The 16,696-nt window shown below is 50.9% G+C and carries 13 protein-coding genes; 4 read left to right on the forward strand and 9 right to left on the reverse strand.

The window, feature by feature from the left end:
• Positions 1-199: 199 nt before the first annotated feature.
• The 3 genes from ldtD to gloC all read left to right on the forward strand — a co-directional run bounded on the left by ldtD (position 200) and on the right by gloC (position 3,452).
• Positions 200-2,047, forward strand: a complete 1,848-nt coding sequence (gene ldtD / locus K0335_RS00440) for a L,D-transpeptidase (RefSeq protein ID WP_104919622.1) — start codon at positions 200-202, stop codon at positions 2,045-2,047.
• Between the two features lie 179 nt (positions 2,048-2,226).
• Positions 2,227-2,778, forward strand: coding sequence for a YcbK family protein (locus K0335_RS00445; protein WP_002431619.1), 552 nt, complete (start codon positions 2,227-2,229; stop codon positions 2,776-2,778).
• A 26-nt stretch (positions 2,779-2,804) separates the two neighbouring features.
• Positions 2,805-3,452 carry a hydroxyacylglutathione hydrolase GloC gene (gene gloC / locus K0335_RS00450; RefSeq protein WP_001109459.1) on the forward strand — a complete coding sequence of 216 codons (648 nt, stop codon included), beginning with the start codon at positions 2,805-2,807 and terminating at the stop codon, positions 3,450-3,452.
• A 48-nt stretch (positions 3,453-3,500) separates the two neighbouring features.
• On the opposite strand, the gene aspC is transcribed toward gloC, so the two are convergent.
• The 4 genes from aspC to pncB all read right to left on the reverse strand — a co-directional run bounded on the left by aspC (position 3,501) and on the right by pncB (position 9,326).
• Positions 3,501-4,691, reverse strand: a complete 1,191-nt coding sequence (gene aspC, locus K0335_RS00455; RefSeq protein ID WP_046083462.1) for an aspartate transaminase — start codon at positions 4,689-4,691, stop codon at positions 3,501-3,503.
• A gap of 183 nt (positions 4,692-4,874) precedes the next feature.
• On the reverse strand, positions 4,875-5,948 hold the full coding sequence (gene ompF / locus K0335_RS00460; RefSeq protein ID WP_046081546.1) for a porin OmpF: 1,074 nt from the start codon (positions 5,946-5,948) through the stop codon (positions 4,875-4,877).
• Between the two features lie 609 nt (positions 5,949-6,557).
• Entirely contained in the window at positions 6,558-7,958 is a 1,401-nt protein-coding gene (gene asnS, locus K0335_RS00465) for an asparagine--tRNA ligase (RefSeq protein WP_104919623.1), read from the reverse strand.
• A 165-nt stretch (positions 7,959-8,123) separates the two neighbouring features.
• The gene (gene pncB / locus K0335_RS00470; protein WP_000191397.1) at positions 8,124-9,326 is read right to left on the reverse strand and encodes a nicotinate phosphoribosyltransferase; all 1,203 of its coding nucleotides are present in this window, start codon (positions 9,324-9,326) and stop codon (positions 8,124-8,126) included.
• A 265-nt stretch (positions 9,327-9,591) separates the two neighbouring features.
• On the opposite strand from pncB, the gene pepN reads away from it, so the two are divergent.
• Positions 9,592-12,204, forward strand: coding sequence for an aminopeptidase N (pepN, locus tag K0335_RS00475; RefSeq protein WP_219393686.1), 2,613 nt, complete (start codon positions 9,592-9,594; stop codon positions 12,202-12,204).
• Between the two features lie 42 nt (positions 12,205-12,246).
• Here pepN and ssuB read toward each other — a convergent pair whose 3' ends face one another.
• Genes ssuB through ssuE form a run of 5 tightly spaced genes read right to left on the reverse strand, consistent with a single transcriptional unit; the run spans position 12,247 to position 16,483 of the window.
• A complete protein-coding gene (gene ssuB / locus K0335_RS00480; protein WP_001090506.1) occupies positions 12,247-13,014 on the reverse strand; it encodes an aliphatic sulfonates ABC transporter ATP-binding protein in 768 nt (255 codons plus the stop codon).
• The gene (ssuC, locus tag K0335_RS00485; protein WP_032183869.1) at positions 13,011-13,802 is read right to left on the reverse strand and encodes an aliphatic sulfonate ABC transporter permease SsuC; all 792 of its coding nucleotides are present in this window, start codon (positions 13,800-13,802) and stop codon (positions 13,011-13,013) included. Before ssuC ends, ssuB begins: the two co-directional genes overlap by 4 nt.
• 11 nt (positions 13,803-13,813) lie before the next feature.
• Entirely contained in the window at positions 13,814-14,959 is a 1,146-nt protein-coding gene (gene ssuD / locus K0335_RS00490) for an FMNH2-dependent alkanesulfonate monooxygenase (protein WP_104919625.1), read from the reverse strand.
• On the reverse strand, positions 14,956-15,915 hold the full coding sequence (gene ssuA / locus K0335_RS00495) for an aliphatic sulfonate ABC transporter substrate-binding protein SsuA (protein ID WP_104919626.1): 960 nt from the start codon (positions 15,913-15,915) through the stop codon (positions 14,956-14,958). Before ssuA ends, ssuD begins: the two co-directional genes overlap by 4 nt.
• A complete protein-coding gene (gene ssuE / locus K0335_RS00500) occupies positions 15,908-16,483 on the reverse strand; it encodes an NADPH-dependent FMN reductase (protein ID WP_104919627.1) in 576 nt (191 codons plus the stop codon). The genes ssuA and ssuE overlap by 8 nt, the downstream gene beginning before the upstream one ends.
• Between the last annotated feature and the right edge of the window lie 213 nt (positions 16,484-16,696).

The raw sequence follows: 16,696 nt of genomic DNA on the forward strand, positions 1-16,696 counted from the left end.
TCTCATCAAATGATGCAATTTCCTTAAACTTCTTTACATTAGGTCGGGCAAAAACATTTCGGTGTTTATATACTTATAAGAAGCCTGACGAGTGATTCAGGCTTACTCGTCATACTTCGTGTAGTACTGGCTTATGTGGATCGCCAACCGAACAAGCGATTCGGCTGTTTCTGAGTATGATTACAACAGGGGGCAAGGGATGTTGCTTAATACAATACGTGGTCGTCGGCTGTCGGCAATGAGTTTATGCCTGGCCGTAACATTCGCTCCACTGTTTAGTGCGCAGGCCGATGAGCCTGAAATGATCCCAGGTGACAGCACAATTGCTATTACCGAACAGGGCGATGTCCAGCCGCAGGCGCAAGCCACGGCGATGATGGCGGGGCTTCAACCGCTACCAGAAGGTGCGGCGGAGAAAGCCCGTACACAAATCGAATCTCAATTACCCGCAGACTATAAGCCGGTTTATCGCAACCAGCTTGAGTTGTTATATGCTGCGCGTGATATGCAGCCGATGTGGGAAAACCGTGAAGCGGTGAAAGCCTTTCAGCAACAACTGGCTGAAGTGGCAATAGCAGGATTTCAGCCACAATTTAACAAGTGGGTGGAGCTACTGACGAATCTTGAAGTGAAAGGGATAGCACGTGATGTTGTGCTCTCGGATGCGATGATGGGGTATCTCCATTTTACCGCGAATATTCCGGTAAAAGGCACGCGCTGGCTTTACAGTAGCAAACCATATGCTTTAGCGACGCCGCCTCTGTCGGTGATAAATCAGTGGCAGGTAGCACTGGATAACGGGCAATTGCCCGCATTCGTTGCAGGTCTGGCACCAAAACATCCGCAATATACTGCAATGCATGAATCACTGTTGACCTTGTTGGCTGACACCAAACCGTGGCCACAGCTCACGGGGAAAACAACGCTGCGCCCCGGTCAGTGGAGTAACGACGTACCGGCATTGCGAGAGATATTGCAGCGTACAGGTATGCTGGAAGGTGGCCCGAAGATAGCATTGCCAGGAGATGAAACCCCAGCAGAGGCTGTGGTAAGTCCATCGGCGGTGGCTGTTGAAACGTCAGAGACAAAACCGTTAGACAAACAAACCGAACCACGCAAAAAAGCAGCTCCTGCAGTTCGGGCCGCCTATGATAAGGAGCTGGTGGAGGCCGTTAAGCGTTTTCAGGCGTGGCAAGGATTGGGCGCAGATGGTGCAATTGGCCCGGCAACACGTGACTGGTTGAATGTCACTCCTGCACAACGTGCGGGTGTCCTGGCGCTTAATATTCAGCGATTGCGTTTACTGCCCGCAGAACTTTCTACCGGTATCATGGTTAACATTCCGGCTTATTCGCTGGTTTATTACCAGGACGGCAATCAGGTGCTGGACTCGAGGGTAATTGTTGGTCGTCCTGACCGCAAAACGCCGATGATGAGCAGTGCCCTTAACAACGTGGTAGTGAACCCACCGTGGAACGTACCGCCAACACTGGCACGCAAAGATATTCTGCCAAAAGTGCGTAATGATCCTGGTTACCTCGAAAGCCATGGTTATACAGTAATGCGTGGCTGGAACAGTAAAGAGGCCATTGATCCATGGCAAGTTGACTGGTCAACAATTACAGCCTCGAATCTGCCGTTTCGTTTCCAGCAAGCGCCTGGCGCACGCAATTCACTGGGGCGTTATAAATTCAACATGCCAAGTACAGATGCTATTTATCTGCATGACACGCCTAACCACAATCTGTTCAAACGGGATACCCGGGCACTCAGTTCCGGTTGTGTGCGGGTAAATAAGGCATCTGAACTGGCGAATATGCTGTTGCAGGATGCTGGCTGGAATGACAAACGTATCTCCGATGCGCTTAAGCAAGGTGATACCCGATATGTCAACATCCGTCAGACCATCCCGGTTAATCTTTACTATCTGACGGCATTCGTGGGAGCTGATGGACGCACCCAATATCGTACAGATATTTACAATTATGATCTGCCTGCGCGATCCAGCTCGCAAATTGTCTCAAAAGCGGAACAATTAATCAGGTAAATGAAGTAGTTCGGGAAAATTAGTTGTCGTAATAATTAGCATGATTGGGGCGATTCTCTGTAGCCCCCGTCACTGCTGGGGGAGAGTCGCCTTGACGTCAGCTTTACTGGCGGTTAAGGTGCCTCTTGTGCGCCAGAAGTGCATATAAACGATAACATTGACCTGTAGACTTGATTATCATGGACAAATTCGACGCTAATCGCCGCAAATTGTTGGCGCTGGGTGGTGTTGCACTTGGTGCTGCCATCCTGCCTGCTGCTCCTGCATTTGCGACACTCTCTACCCCACGCCCGCGCATTTTGACACTCAATAATCTCCATACCGGAGAGTCAATCAAAGCGGAGTTTTTCGATGGCAGAGGCTATATTCAGGAAGAATTGGCAAAACTAAACCATTTTTTCCGCGATTACCGCGCGAACAAAATAAAGTCCATCGACCCAGGATTATTTGACCAGTTGTATCGCCTGCAAGGGTTGTTAGGCACCCGCAAACCGGTGCAACTCATTTCCGGTTATCGCTCTATTGATACCAACAATGAATTACGCGCCCACAGCCGTGGAGTAGCGAAGAAAAGCTATCACACTAAAGGGCAGGCGATGGATTTCCATATTGAAGGCATCGCGTTAAGCAATATTCGCAAAGCCGCGTTATCTATGCGCGCAGGTGGTGTAGGATATTACCCACGTAGTAACTTTGTGCATATTGATACCGGGCCAGCACGGCACTGGTAGCAATCGCTTAACAAAACAGGGGCAGTATGAACTATCGTATTATTCCGGTCACCGCATTCTCCCAGAACTGTTCATTGATCTGGTGTGAACAAACCCGTCTGGCCGCACTGGTCGATCCTGGCGGCGATGCGGAAAAAATCAAACAGGAAGTTGACGCCAGCGGCCTGACGCTGATGCAGATCCTGCTGACGCATGGTCATCTGGACCATGTTGGTGCAGCGGCGGAACTGGCGCAACATTACGGCGTGCCGGTTCTTGGCCCGGAAAAAGAAGATGAGTTCTGGCTGCAAGGTTTGCCAGCGCAAAGTCGTATGTTTGGACTGGACGAGTGTCAGCCATTGACGCCGGATCGTTGGCTGAACGAAGGCGATACCATTAGCATAGGGAATGTGACTTTACAGGTGTTACATTGCCCTGGACATACGCCGGGTCATGTGGTGTTTTTTGATGATCAGGCAAAGCTGCTGATTTCTGGCGATGTTATTTTCAAAGGCGGAGTAGGGCGTAGTGACTTCCCGCGTGGCGATCACAATCAACTGATTGCTGCAATCAAAGATAAATTGTTGCCGCTGGGTGATGACGTGACATTTATCCCGGGTCACGGACCATTATCCACTCTTGGTTACGAGCGGTTGCATAACCCCTTCCTGCAAGATGAAATGCCCGTCTGGTAAGTCACATAAAAAAGCCCGCTTTCACAGCGGGCTTCGTTTAACTAGTCTTTACAGCACTGCCACAATCGCTTCGCAAAGCGGCGCCATGTTATCTGGCGTCATCCCGGCTACGTTCACTCGACCAGAAGCAACCGCATACACCGCAAACTCTTCACGCAGACGCAATACTTGTTCTTTAGTCAGGCCACTAAAGGAGAACATACCGTTCTGCTTAATGATAAAGCTAAAGTCGCGGTTTGCGCCTTTTTCCTGCAGGGTGCTCACAAACAGCAAACGCATACGCTGAATACGCTGACGCATATCAGTCAATTCCTGCTCCCAAATTGCACGCAGGGCATCATTACTCAGAATAGTAGCAACAACGGCGGCACCATGAGCTGGTGGGTTGGAGTAGTTAGCACGGATGGTCGATTTCATCTGGCTGAATGCGCGGTCAACAATTTCGCTGTCAGCGGCAACCAACGTACAGGCACCTACGCGCTCGTTATACAGACCAAAGTTTTTCGAGTAGGAGCTGGCAATGATCAGCTCTTTATGTAGAGCTGCGAAAGCGCGCAGGCCTTCAGCATCTTCTTCCAGGCCACGAGCAAACCCCTGGTAAGCGAAGTCAAACAGCGGTAGCCAGCCTTTTTCAACTGACAGTTGTGCCAGCATCTGCCATTGTTCAAGAGTAGGATCAATCCCGGTTGGGTTATGGCAGCAACCATGGAACAGTACAACATCGCCAGCCTGTGCTTCGTTCAGGCTGTTTACCAGAGCGTCGAAGTCCAGGGAGTGGTTTTCCGCGTCATAATAAGCATATTCACGCACTTCCAGACCGGCTGAATTAAACACACTCTTATGGTTTGGCCAGCTAGGGTTGCTCACCCAAACACGTTTTACATCGGTTTTTTTTGCAAGGAAATCGGCGGCGACGCGCAATGCTCCCGTGCCACCAGGGGTCTGGGCAGTACGAGCACGCTTATCATTAATCAATGCGCTACCTTTTCCGAACAGAAGTTCCTGAGTGCAGCGGCCAAATTCCGGAATACCATCAATGCCGAGGTAGTTTTTGGTAGTTTCATTTTCGAGCAGATACTGCTCAGCTTTTTTTACGCTGGTCAGTACCGGTGTTTTGCCCGTCTCATCTTTATAGACACCGATCCCGAGATTGATTTTTCCGGGACGTTCATCGGTACGAAACAGATCGGCCAGGCCCAGTATTGGGTCGGCAGGAGCGGCAGCAATGTTCTCAAACATGACGAGGTTCCATTATGGTTACAGAAGGGAAGTCCACTATCAGGGTAACGGGAGATTTACAAAATTCCAACTATTACTGATGAAAACTCTGACTGTTTTTTTCAGATGCAAGATTTCTCTATCAGGTATAAAAAAACAGGACCAAAGTCCTGTTTTTTAGGCATTTAACAAAGGGGTATGCTATTAGAACTGGTAAACGATACCAACAGCAACTGTATCGTCGGAACCTACGCCCAACTTGTTGTCAGAATCGATTTGGTTAATCGCATAGTCAACATAGGTAGACATGTTTTTGTTGAAGTAGTAGGTTGCGCCCACTTCAATGTAGTTCACCAGATCAACATCACCGATTCCACCTTCTACGTCTTTCGCTTTAGATTTGGTATAGGCGATGGACGGACGCAGACCGAAGTCGAACTGGTATTGCGCAACTAACAGGATATCTTGCGTTTTGTTGGCAAAGCCACCAGTGATCGGCGTAGCATTACGGGTTTCACCGTAGTTAGCTGCCAGATAGATGTTGTTAGCATCATACTTCAGGCCAGTAGCCCACTGTTCAGCTTTTTTGCCTTTGCCAAGGGTAGAGTCTTCCTGCAGGTTGGTACGGTCTGCAGCACCATAAGCACCAACGATACCAAAGCCTTCAAATTCATAGCTGATAGAGCCGCCAACACCGTCGCCGTTAGAACGACGTGCAGTGTCACGCTCGTTTTTACCCAGGTACTGAACAGCGAAATTCAGGCCGTCAACCAGACCAAAGAAGTTGGAGTTACGGTAAGTTGCAACACCGCCAACTCGACCTACGAAGAAGTCATCACTGTAGGCGGTGTCACCACCAAACTCAGGCAGCATATCGGTATAACCCAGGGCATCATAAACCACGCCGTAGTTACGACCGTAATCGAAAGAACCCGCATCAGCGAATTTCAGACCAGCAAACGCCAGACGCGTTTTATTGCCATTCTGAGCATCATCACCTTCAGAGTTATTACCTTGGAAGTTGTATTCCCACTGACCGTAGCCGGTCAGATCGGAGTTAATCTGAGTTTCCCCTTTAAAACCAAGACGGGCATAGGTCTTATCGCCATTGCCACCGTAACTGTTTTCACCGTTACCCTTGGAGAAATAATGCAAACCGACAGCTTTACCGTACAGATCCAGTTTGTTGCCATCTTTGTTATAGATTTCCGCAGCGTTTGCGGTACCTGCTACCAACAGAGCAGGGACGACCACTGCCAGAATATTGCGCTTCATCATTATTTATTACCCTCATGGTTTTTTTTATAACACCTGCCACTGCCGCCAATAAATTCTGTAAATAAATATTCACGGAACTATTGATGAAAGTTTGGTGTCTTTATGTATCTGACAGGCATCTTTCCATTCGGGCTAACGTTTCGCCAGAGTGAAAGTGCTACAAAGTTAAAAAAGTGGTTACAAAAAGAAAAAATATGTAAAAAAATATTAACAAGAACAAACTTTGTGAACACCGTCATATTTCCTCTCCTTTTCCTGTGAATTTTCCGTTGATCTTATACATTTATATGATTTTCTTATATTTTATTTGCCTGATGTCTTAAATTTATTGCTACCAGAAAATAACCTGGTTTTGTCAATAGACATCTGGACAGCTAATTTTTTGATTAAAAAACACTCGTGTAGTTGAGAAAAAACTAAACCGCAATAATTATGCGGAATAATTTTTAATCAATCATAATTCAGAGAAATATTCCGTAACAGATACAAGGTCTTTTGCCGATTGATACGAAATTTGTTTGCGATGTGCTGACAAAAATTGACGTTATAGAAGTGAATAAGCGAAAAAAAGCCAGCAACAGGTGCTGGCTTTTTGCATATGAAATGTAATTAGAAGCTGGCGTTACGCGGAGTACGCGGGAACGGAATCACGTCACGCACGTTCTGCACGCCTGTTACGTAAGCAATCAGGCGTTCAAAACCAAGACCGAATCCGGAATGCGGAACAGTTCCGTAGCGACGCAGATCGCGATACCACCAGTAATCCTCTTTGTTCAGGCCCATTTCCAGCATACGCTCGTCCAGCACATCCAGACGCTCTTCACGCTGGGAACCACCGATGATCTCACCGATGCCCGGTGCCAGAACGTCCATTGCCGCAACGGTTTTTCCGTCTTCGTTAAGGCGCATATAGAACGCTTTAATGTCTTTCGGATAGTTTTTAACCACTACCGGTGCTTTAAAGTGTTCTTCCGCCAGATAACGTTCATGCTCAGAAGAGAGATCAACGCCCCAGTAAACCGGGTTTTCAAACTTCTTGCCGCAGTTTTCGAGAATGGTCACTGCGTCGGTGTAATCCACCTGAGCGAAGTCGGCCTCAATGAAACGTTCCAGACGTGAAATGGCATCTTTATCTACGCGTTCAGCGAAGAACTTCATGTCGTCAGCGCGTTCTTCGAGAACCGCTTTGAAGACATATTTCAGCATGGCTTCAGCCAGACCCGCGATATCGTTCAGGTTAGCAAACGCCACTTCCGGCTCCAGCATCCAGAACTCCGCCAGGTGACGGCTGGTGTTGGAGTTTTCAGCACGGAAAGTCGGGCCGAAGGTATAAATTTTGGACAATGCGCAAGCGTAGGTCTCGCCGTTCAACTGACCAGATACGGTCAGGAAAGACTCTTTACCGAAGAAGTCTTTGTCGAAATCCACTTTGCCCTGATCGTTACGCGGCAGGTTTTCCAGATCCAGCGTAGAAACGCGGAACATTTCGCCAGCACCTTCGGTATCAGACGCAGTAATCAGTGGCGTTGAAACCCAGAAGAACCCCTGCTCGTTAAAGAAGCGATGCAGCGCCTGCGCCAACGTATGGCGAACGCGCGCGACGGCACCAATCAGGTTTGTGCGCGGACGCAGGTGAGCGACTTCACGCAGATACTCAATGCTGTGGCGTTTTGCCGCCATCGGGTAAGTGTCTGGATCTTCAACCCAACCAGCAACTTCAACCTTGCTGGCCTGAATTTCAAATTGTTGCCCCTGGCCTGGCGACGCCACGACTTTACCCGTCACAATGACCGAGCAACCGGTGGTCAGACGCAGGACGTCTTCATTGTAATTGGGCAGAGAATTATTGATGACAGCCTGTACAGGATCAAAGCAGGAACCGTCATAAACGGCGAGGAAGGAGATGCCAGCTTTTGAATCTCGGCGGGTACGTACCCATCCGCGCACGGTGACTTCGCTGTCAACGGCTACACGGCCCTGGAGTACGTCGGCTACAGGCACAACGCTCATAATATTCTCTCTGTTAATAGTCGGAAAAAATAAACACTTGTCCACCCTTCAATGGGGGGATACCTATGTTACCTGGCATCTGCAATCAGACAAGCAGAATTCGCAGGCTGAGTGAAAGATTTCAGAATAAAAGGCAAAAAGGGAGCCTTTACGACTCCCTCTAAATTAACTGGCTTTTTTGATTTGGGGAAGATCGAAGGCTTTACGCAATGCCCGCACAAAGGCTTTATCATGGCAAATGGTTTTACCTGGGCTATCAGAAAGCTTAGCCACCGGCTTACCATTACATTCCACCAGCTTAATCACAATATTGAGTGGTTTAACCTGAGGAATGTCACAGGTCAGTCGTGTGCCAATACCAAAGCTCAATTTGATTCGCGAAGAGAAGTGCCGATAAAGCTCAATAGCCTTCGTTAAATCGAGATTATCGGAAAACACTAACACCTTACTTTGTGGATCGATACCCAGCTTCAGATAATGGGCAATGGCTTTTTCACCCCATTCAACCGGATCGCCAGAGTCATGGCGTAATCCCTGATAACGACTGGCGAACTCGACACCGAAATCACGCAGGAAGGCATCCATAGTGATGCAGTCGGTTAATGCAATGCCAAGTTGATCGGGATACTCTTCCAGCCAGGCAGCAAGTGCAGCTCGCTGACTGGTCGCTAAATCTGGGCTAATTTGTTGATGTGCCTGAAACCACTCATGCGCCTGGGTACCCATCGGTGTGAGCGACAAACGACGTGCCAGATCGTAATTACTGGTACCGACAAACCAGGATTCTTGCTGTAAGCGCTTAACAATGGCTTCTTGTACGTCTCGGGAAAAACGCCGACGAGTACCGAAATCCATCAAATGGAAGCGCGACATATCGAGCCCGGCAGTTAATGTGGTGAAATCAGCCAGTTTTTGCTCAAGGGTATTCATCGCCAGCTGTACACTAGCCTCGGGGGAACGATAGTGATGCACCAGTTCACTGATCACTGCCAGTAACGGAACTTCCCACATGATTACTTCCAGCCACGGCCCGGTAAGGCGAATATTAAGTTTACCGTTATCGTTAGTAACGGAAACTTGCTCCGGGTTATAGCGAAAATCACGCAGCCAGTTCAGGTAATCAGGCTTGAAGAAGGGCAGACCGGTCAGCCACTGGAACTCCTCCTCCTGAAGACGCAGATGTTGCATTGCATGCACCTGCTCGCGGATGGCATCAGCATATATCCCCAAAAGGTCGTCACCACGGCAACGAAATTCAGCGGCTACATGCACATCGTGATAGTGATGAAAAACAGCTTGCTGCATATGCAACTTATAAGCATCTGTATCCAGCAACGAGTGCAGAACAGGAGAAGCGAATTGTGTCATAGGTTCGCAGTAGCATCCTCTCGCGGGAGCGTTTAGTACAATAAACATCTTCGAAAACCGCTGGAGTATACCTTGTTTAGCGATTTATTGAACCCCGATCACACCATAAGCACCCATTCTGGTCGAGGGCAATTTGTGCCTCCTGTTATAGAATTGTAGCAAAAATTGGCTTTGTGTCTGAAAAGATGAAGATTCTGCATAGCGCGATTTACGCAACAGGAATAGACTGAACACCAGACTCTATAAAAGATGCTAAAGGTTATTTATGACTCAACAGCCACAAGCCAAATACCGTCACGATTATCGTGCGCCGGATTACCAGATTACTGATATTGACTTGACCTTTGACCTGGACGCGCAAAAGACGGTCGTTACCGCGGTCAGCCAGGCTGTCCGTCATGGTGCATCAGATGCTCCGCTTCGTCTCAATGGCGAAGATCTCAAACTGGTTTCTGTTCATATTAATGATGAGCCATGGACCGCCTGGAAAGAAGAAGAGGGCGCACTGGTCATCAGTAATTTGCCGGAGCGTTTTACGCTCAAGATCGTTAATGAAATTAGCCCGGCGACGAATACCGCGCTGGAAGGGCTTTATCAGTCAGGCGATGCGCTTTGCACCCAGTGTGAAGCCGAAGGTTTCCGCCATATTACGTATTATCTCGACCGCCCGGACGTGCTGGCGCGTTTTACCACCAAAATTATTGCCGATAAAACCAAATATCCCTTCCTGCTTTCCAACGGTAACCGCGTTGCGCAAGGCGAATTGGAAAATGGACGCCACTGGGTACAATGGCAGGACCCGTTCCCGAAACCGTGCTACCTGTTTGCGCTGGTGGCAGGTGACTTTGATGTACTGCGCGACACCTTCACCACGCGTTCTGGTCGCGAAGTAGCGCTGGAGCTGTACGTCGATCGCGGCAATCTTGATCGTGCGCCGTGGGCGATGGCCTCGCTGAAAAACTCCATGAAATGGGATGAAGAACGCTTCGGCTTGGAGTATGACCTCGACATCTATATGATCGTCGCGGTGGATTTCTTCAATATGGGCGCAATGGAGAATAAAGGTCTTAACATCTTTAACTCCAAGTATGTACTGGCGCGCACCGATACCGCGACCGATAAAGATTATCTCGATATTGAGCGCGTTATTGGTCACGAATATTTCCACAACTGGACCGGTAACCGTGTGACCTGTCGCGACTGGTTCCAGCTCAGCCTGAAAGAAGGCTTAACCGTGTTCCGCGATCAGGAGTTCAGCTCTGATCTTGGTTCCCGCGCAGTAAACCGTATCAACAACGTGCGCACCATGCGCGGATTGCAGTTTGCGGAAGACGCCAGCCCGATGGCGCACCCGATCCGCCCGGATATGGTTATTGAAATGAACAACTTCTACACCCTGACCGTTTATGAGAAGGGCGCGGAAGTGATTCGCATGATCCACACTCTGCTGGGCGAAGAAAACTTCCAGAAAGGGATGCAGCTCTATTTCGAGCGCCATGATGGCAGTGCGGCAACCTGCGACGACTTTGTTCAGGCGATGGAAGATGCGTCAAATGTCGATCTCTCCCATTTCCGCCGTTGGTACAGCCAGTCCGGTACGCCGGTTGTGACCGTCAAAGACGACTACAATCCGGAAACCGAGCAGTATACCCTGACCATCAGCCAGCGCACGCCAGCTACGCCGGATCAGGCAGAAAAACAGCCACTGCATATTCCGTTTGCCATCGAGCTGTATGACAACGAAGGCAAAGTGATCCCGTTGCAGAAAGGCGGTCACCCGGTGAATTCGGTACTGAACGTCACCCAGGCGGAACAGACCTTTGTCTTTGATAATGTCTACTTCCAGCCGGTACCCGCACTGCTGTGCGAATTCTCTGCGCCAGTGAAACTGGAATATAAGTGGAGCGATCAGCAACTGACCTTCCTGATGCGTCATGCGCGTAATGATTTCTCCCGCTGGGATGCGGCGCAAAGCCTGCTGGCAACCTACATCAAGCTGAACGTCGCCCGTCATCAGCAAGGGCAGCCGCTGTCTCTGCCGGTGCATGTTGCTGATGCTTTCCGCGCGGTGCTGCTGGATGAAAAAATCGATCCGGCGCTGGCGGCAGAAATTCTCACGCTGCCTTCGGTAAATGAAATGGCGGAACTGTTCGATATCATCGACCCGATTGCTATTGCTGAAGTGCGCGAAGCACTCACCCGTACTCTGGCGACAGAGTTGGCGGATGAATTGTTGGCTATTTACAACGCGAATTACCAGAGCGAGTACCGCGTTGAGCATGAAGATATTGCGAAACGGACGCTGCGTAACGCCTGCCTGCGCTTCCTTGCTTTTGGTGAGACGCATCTGGCTGACGTGCTGGTGAGCAAGCAGTACCATGAAGCGAACAATATGACCGATGCGCTGGCGGCGCTTTCTGCGGCGGTTGCCGCACAGTTGCCATGTCGTGACAAGTTGATGCAGGAGTACGACGACAAGTGGCATCAGGACGGTCTGGTGATGGATAAATGGTTTATCCTGCAAGCCACGAGTCCGGCGGTAAATGTGCTGGAGACGGTGCGTGGTCTGTTGCAGCATCGCTCATTTACCATGAGCAACCCGAACCGCATTCGTTCGTTGATTGGGGCATTTGCGGGCAGCAACCCGGCAGCGTTCCATGCCGAAGATGGCAGCGGTTATCAGTTCCTGGTGGAAATGCTTACCGACCTCAACAGCCGTAACCCGCAGGTGGCTTCACGTCTGATTGAACCGCTGATTCGCCTGAAACGTTACGATGCCAAACGTCAGGAGAAAATGCGCGCGGCGCTGGAGCAGTTGAAAGGGCTGGAAAATCTCTCTGGCGATCTGTACGAGAAGATAACTAAAGCTCTGGCTTGATAAATAACCGAATGGCGGCAATAGCGCCGCCATTCGGGGAATTTACCCCTGTTTTCTCAGGCGAGTTTCAGATTCACCGCGCTGCATCACCCGTTGCAACACTTCCGCTTCCAGCTCCGCTAATCGCACCGACCCTAACCGGCGCGGACGGGGGATATCCACCGTCAAATCCAGACCAATTTTTCCCTCTTCAATTAACAACACCCGGTCAGCCATTGCTACCGCTTCGCTCACATCATGCGTCACCAGCAAGACGGTAAAACCGTGCTCCTGCCAAAGTGACACAATCAAATCCTGCATCTCCAGTCGCGTTAAGGCGTCCAGCGCCCCGAGCGGTTCATCAAGCAACAACAAACCTGGTCGATGGATCAATGCCCTTGCCAGCGCCACACGCTGTTTCTGCCCGCCAGAGAGTGCGGCAGGCCATTCCCCCGCGCGATTTTCCAGTCCTACCGCTGCCAACGCCCGACGCGCGGCATCGCGCCACTGACCTTTAAGGCCTAACCCAACGTTATCAATCACCGATTTCCACGGTAGCAGACGCGCATCCTGAAACATCATTCGCGTGTCTTCCTGAATCTCAGCCAGCGGTGTGGTACCCGCTAACACATCGCCTGCGGTTGGCGTTTCCAGACCTGCCAGCAGGCGCAGCAGGGTACTTTTGCCACCACCGCTGCGGCCCACCACCGCCACAAACTGACCTGCCGGAATATGTAAATCCAGTTGGTTCAGGACGATATTTTCCGCGTAATGTTTGCTTACTGCATTGAGTAACAAGGGTGTGCCCTGGTTCAGACGAGCAGTATTCATACCGTGGCCTCCTTCAAATGATAAGCCGGATTCCAGCGCAGCCAGAGGCGCTCTAACAGCTGCGCGCTGACGTCAGCAAGTTTGCCGAGCAGGGCGTAGAGAATAATGGCGACTACCACCACATCCGTTTGCAAAAACTCCCGTGCATTCATCGCCAGATAACCAATGCCGGAATTGGCAGAAATAGTTTCGGCAACAATCAGCGTCAGCCACATCAGGCCCAACGCAAAACGTACGCCGACCATAATTGAGGGCAGGGCACCAGGCAGGATCACATGGATAAACAGCGGAATGCCGGATAATCCATAGCTACGCGCCATCTCCACCAGACCGCGATCGATATTACGGATGCCGTGCCAGGTGTTGATATAAATGGGGAATAGCGTGCCGAGCGCCACCAGAAAGATTTTCGCGGATTCATCAATGCCAAACCACAAAATCACCAGTGGGATCAGCGCCAGATGCGGCACGTTGCGCAACATTTGAATTGAGGTATCCAGCAGCCGTTCTCCCCAGCGCGACAGCCCGCTAATCAGTCCCAGAATCAAGCCCAGCGATCCGCCAATTGAAAAACCAATCAGCGCCCGCCAGGAGCTGATCGCCAGATGTTGCCACAATTCGCCGCTGGCTGAGAGCGACCAGAACGCCGTCACCACCCCTTCCGGTGAGGGCAAAATACGCGTCGACAACCAGCCAACCGAGGAGGCCAGTTGCCACACCGCCACGATGCCCACCGGTAAAAACCAGGGGGCAACGCGCAATAACCACTTTTTCACTGGCGTTGCCATCATTTTGTTCCTTAGCTTTGCGCGACTTTACGGGGGATAAAATCATTCGCCACCGCTTCGCCTTGCGGATTCAGCGGTTGTGGCTGGGGAATTTCCGGGATGGCAATATCCAGATGTGGGAACAACAACTCGCCGACCCGATACGCTTCTTCCAGATGCGGATAACCAGAAAGCACAAAGCTGTCGATGCCAAGCGCAGCGTATTCGTTGATTCGCGCGGCGACCGTCGGACCATCGCCCACCAACGCCGTCCCGGCACCGCCGCGCACTAAGCCAACGCCCGCCCATAAATTGGGGCTGATCTCCAGATTGTCGCGCTTGCCGTTATGTAGCGCCGCCATTCGCTGTTGCCCCACGGAATCGGTGCGGGCAAACGCGGCTTGTGCTTTGGCGATGGTCTCATCATCAAGATGCGAGATTAACCGCTCGGCGGCCTGCCACGCTTCGTCGTTAGTTTCACGAACAATCACATGCAGACGAATACCGAAACGAATTTTGCGTCCATGCGCGGCAGCTTTCGCCCGCACTTGCGCGATCTTCTCTTTTACCAGCTCCGGTGGTTCGCCCCAGGTGAGGTAGAGATCAACCTGTTCAGCGGCCAGATCCTGGGCGACGTCTGACGAGCCGCCAAAGTAAAGCGGAGGATACGGCTGTTGAATCGGCGGGAAGAGCAGTTTGGCTCCGCGCACATGAATATGTTTACCGTTGAAATCGACGGTTTCGCCCTGCAATAAGCGCCGCCAGACCTGTGTAAATTCAGACGAGGCTTCGTAACGCTCGCAATGATCGAGGAATACGCCGTCGCCTGCCAGCTCTTGTGGATCGCTGCCTGTGACCAGATTAAACAACGCACGACCATTCGAGAGACGGTCAAGCGTGGCGGCCTGGCGGGCGGCAACGGTAGGAGAGGTTACGCTGGGACGCAGGGCGACAAGAAACTTCAGCCGTTGCGTCACCGGGATCATCGACGCCGCCACCAGCCACGCATCTTCGCAGGAGCGCCCCGTTGGGATCAGCACACCGGTATAGCCCAGACGATCCGCTGCTTGCGCAATTTGTTGCAGATAACCGTGATCAACCGGGCGTGAACCTTCTTCCGTTCCCAGATAATGCCCGTCACCGTGGGTCGGTAAAAACCAGAACATATTCAGACTCATAATTGTTTTCCTTCCAGTTGAGTGGGCTGCCAGATACGCTGGCGAATATCGACTTTTTTCGGCACCAGACGGTTTTCATAAAACAGATCTGCCGTTTGCTGCTGTAAGGCGGCAACCTCGGCGTTAACCGGTTTGATGGTGGTAGGGGGGCGATGATCTAAATAAGAGGCAATCACCGGCGTTGGTAAGCCCATCGTTTTTGCCAGTAAAGCGATGCTTTGCTCGCGCTGGCTGCGGGTTAACGCATCGGCCTCACTAAAGGTTGCCAGTACACCCTGAATAAATGCGCCGTTTTTTTCTGCATACGGACGGGCAGCCAGATAAAACGATCCAGTTTGATTAAGATCGGTGCCGTCTTTCAGCACCCGCACGCCGCCCTGTAATAACGCAGCGGAGTAGTAGGGATCCCAGATAGCCCATGCGTCGACGTTACCTTGCTGGAACGCGGCGCGGGCATCGGCAGGCGTCAGGTAAGTGGGCTGGATATCCGTGAATTTAAGCCCGGCCTGACGTAGTGCGCGTAGTAAAAGATTGTGCGAGCTGGAACCTTTCTGAAAGGCAACTTTGTGACCTTTAAGATCGGCTACGGTTTTGATCGGGCTGTTTTCTGCCACCAGAATCACTTCGGCTTTGGGCTTCGGTGGCTCGACGCCCACGTATACCAAATCAGCTCCGGCGGCCTGAGCAAAGATTGGTGGAATATCCCCGGTACTGCCGAGATCAATACTGCCAACGTTCAACGCCTCCAACATTTGCGGACCCGCGGGAAACTCCACCCAGGAGATCTTTGTTTGCGGATAGCGTTTTTCCAGTAATTGGTGGCTTTTTGCCAGCACCATACCAATACTGCCTTTCTGATAGCCAATACGTAACGCATCTGGAGACGACTCTGCGGCAACCGCGAGTGTAGAGACGCTAAGCAATCCCGCCAGCGCCAGTTTAATGATGTTATGCATGGGCATTACCTCGCAGAGAAAGAAGGTCAGGAACCTGAACATCGCGGCGGTGCAGCGCCTGCCAGAAGGTGTCGAGCGCGGCATCAAGACGGGTTTGCAGATTTGGCGTGAACTGTGGCTTATGTTGGTAATCAATCACCTGTGAGTCATCGGCATACACGCCGTGCTGGATCTCCTGGGCTTTCAGCGCGCTTAATACCGGTTTAAGCGCGTAATCGACCGCCAGAAGGTGAGCCACTGTACCGCCCGTTGCCAGCGGCAGTACCACTTTGTCTTGCAACGCGCGTTCTGGCAGCAGATCGAGCAGGGTTTTCAGCGCTCCGGAATAGGCGGCTTTATACACAGGTGTAGCGACTATCAGTCCATCGGCCTGTTGCAGCTGTTCGGTGAAGGTCTTGAGTGCCGGACTATCGAAACGGGCATAAAGCAGATCTTCCGGGGCGAAGTTTTGCAGATTCCAGTGATAAACCTCTACATCCAGGCCATTTAGTTTTTCCCGCGCATATTCCAGCAAGGAGCTGGAGCGAGAAGGAAAGCGAGGACTCCCCGCCAGGGTGATGACACGCATACTCTCTCCTTATAACCAATTGTTCTTGTTTTGTTAGCATTGATAACAATTAGGTCAGTCTGACAGAGGGCGTCCGCGTGTCGAAATGATTTATCTGAGGAAGAAAAGCCAAAAAAAGCATAAAAAAAGCGCAATAAGAAAACGTTTGCTATTTTTTGCCGCAGGTCAATTCACTTTTGAACCGAACTCGCACATAATACGCCCCCGGTTTGC

This window comes from Escherichia sp. GZ89 (assembly GCF_019366485.1).
Taxonomy (GTDB): domain Bacteria; phylum Pseudomonadota; class Gammaproteobacteria; order Enterobacterales; family Enterobacteriaceae; genus Escherichia; species Escherichia fergusonii.

Excerpts from the sequence above, each read along its gene's own strand:
- ldtD (WP_104919622.1), top strand. The coding sequence starts at position 200 with ATGTTGCTTAATACAATACGTGGTCGTCGGCTGTCGGCAATGAGTTTA.
- K0335_RS00445 (WP_002431619.1), top strand. The coding sequence starts at position 2,227 with ATGGACAAATTCGACGCTAATCGCCGCAAATTGTTGGCGCTGGGTGGT.
- gloC (WP_001109459.1), top strand. The coding sequence starts at position 2,805 with ATGAACTATCGTATTATTCCGGTCACCGCATTCTCCCAGAACTGTTCA.
- aspC (WP_046083462.1), bottom strand. The coding sequence starts at position 4,691 with ATGTTTGAGAACATTGCTGCCGCTCCTGCCGACCCAATACTGGGCCTG.
- ompF (WP_046081546.1), bottom strand. The coding sequence starts at position 5,948 with ATGATGAAGCGCAATATTCTGGCAGTGGTCGTCCCTGCTCTGTTGGTA.
- asnS (WP_104919623.1), bottom strand. The coding sequence starts at position 7,958 with ATGAGCGTTGTGCCTGTAGCCGACGTACTCCAGGGCCGTGTAGCCGTT.
- pncB (WP_000191397.1), bottom strand. The coding sequence starts at position 9,326 with ATGACACAATTCGCTTCTCCTGTTCTGCACTCGTTGCTGGATACAGAT.
- pepN (WP_219393686.1), top strand. The coding sequence starts at position 9,592 with ATGACTCAACAGCCACAAGCCAAATACCGTCACGATTATCGTGCGCCG.
- ssuB (WP_001090506.1), bottom strand. The coding sequence starts at position 13,014 with ATGAATACTGCTCGTCTGAACCAGGGCACACCCTTGTTACTCAATGCA.
- ssuC (WP_032183869.1), bottom strand. The coding sequence starts at position 13,802 with ATGGCAACGCCAGTGAAAAAGTGGTTATTGCGCGTTGCCCCCTGGTTT.
- ssuD (WP_104919625.1), bottom strand. The coding sequence starts at position 14,959 with ATGAGTCTGAATATGTTCTGGTTTTTACCGACCCACGGTGACGGGCAT.
- ssuA (WP_104919626.1), bottom strand. The coding sequence starts at position 15,915 with ATGCATAACATCATTAAACTGGCGCTGGCGGGATTGCTTAGCGTCTCT.
- ssuE (WP_104919627.1), bottom strand. The coding sequence starts at position 16,483 with ATGCGTGTCATCACCCTGGCGGGGAGTCCTCGCTTTCCTTCTCGCTCC.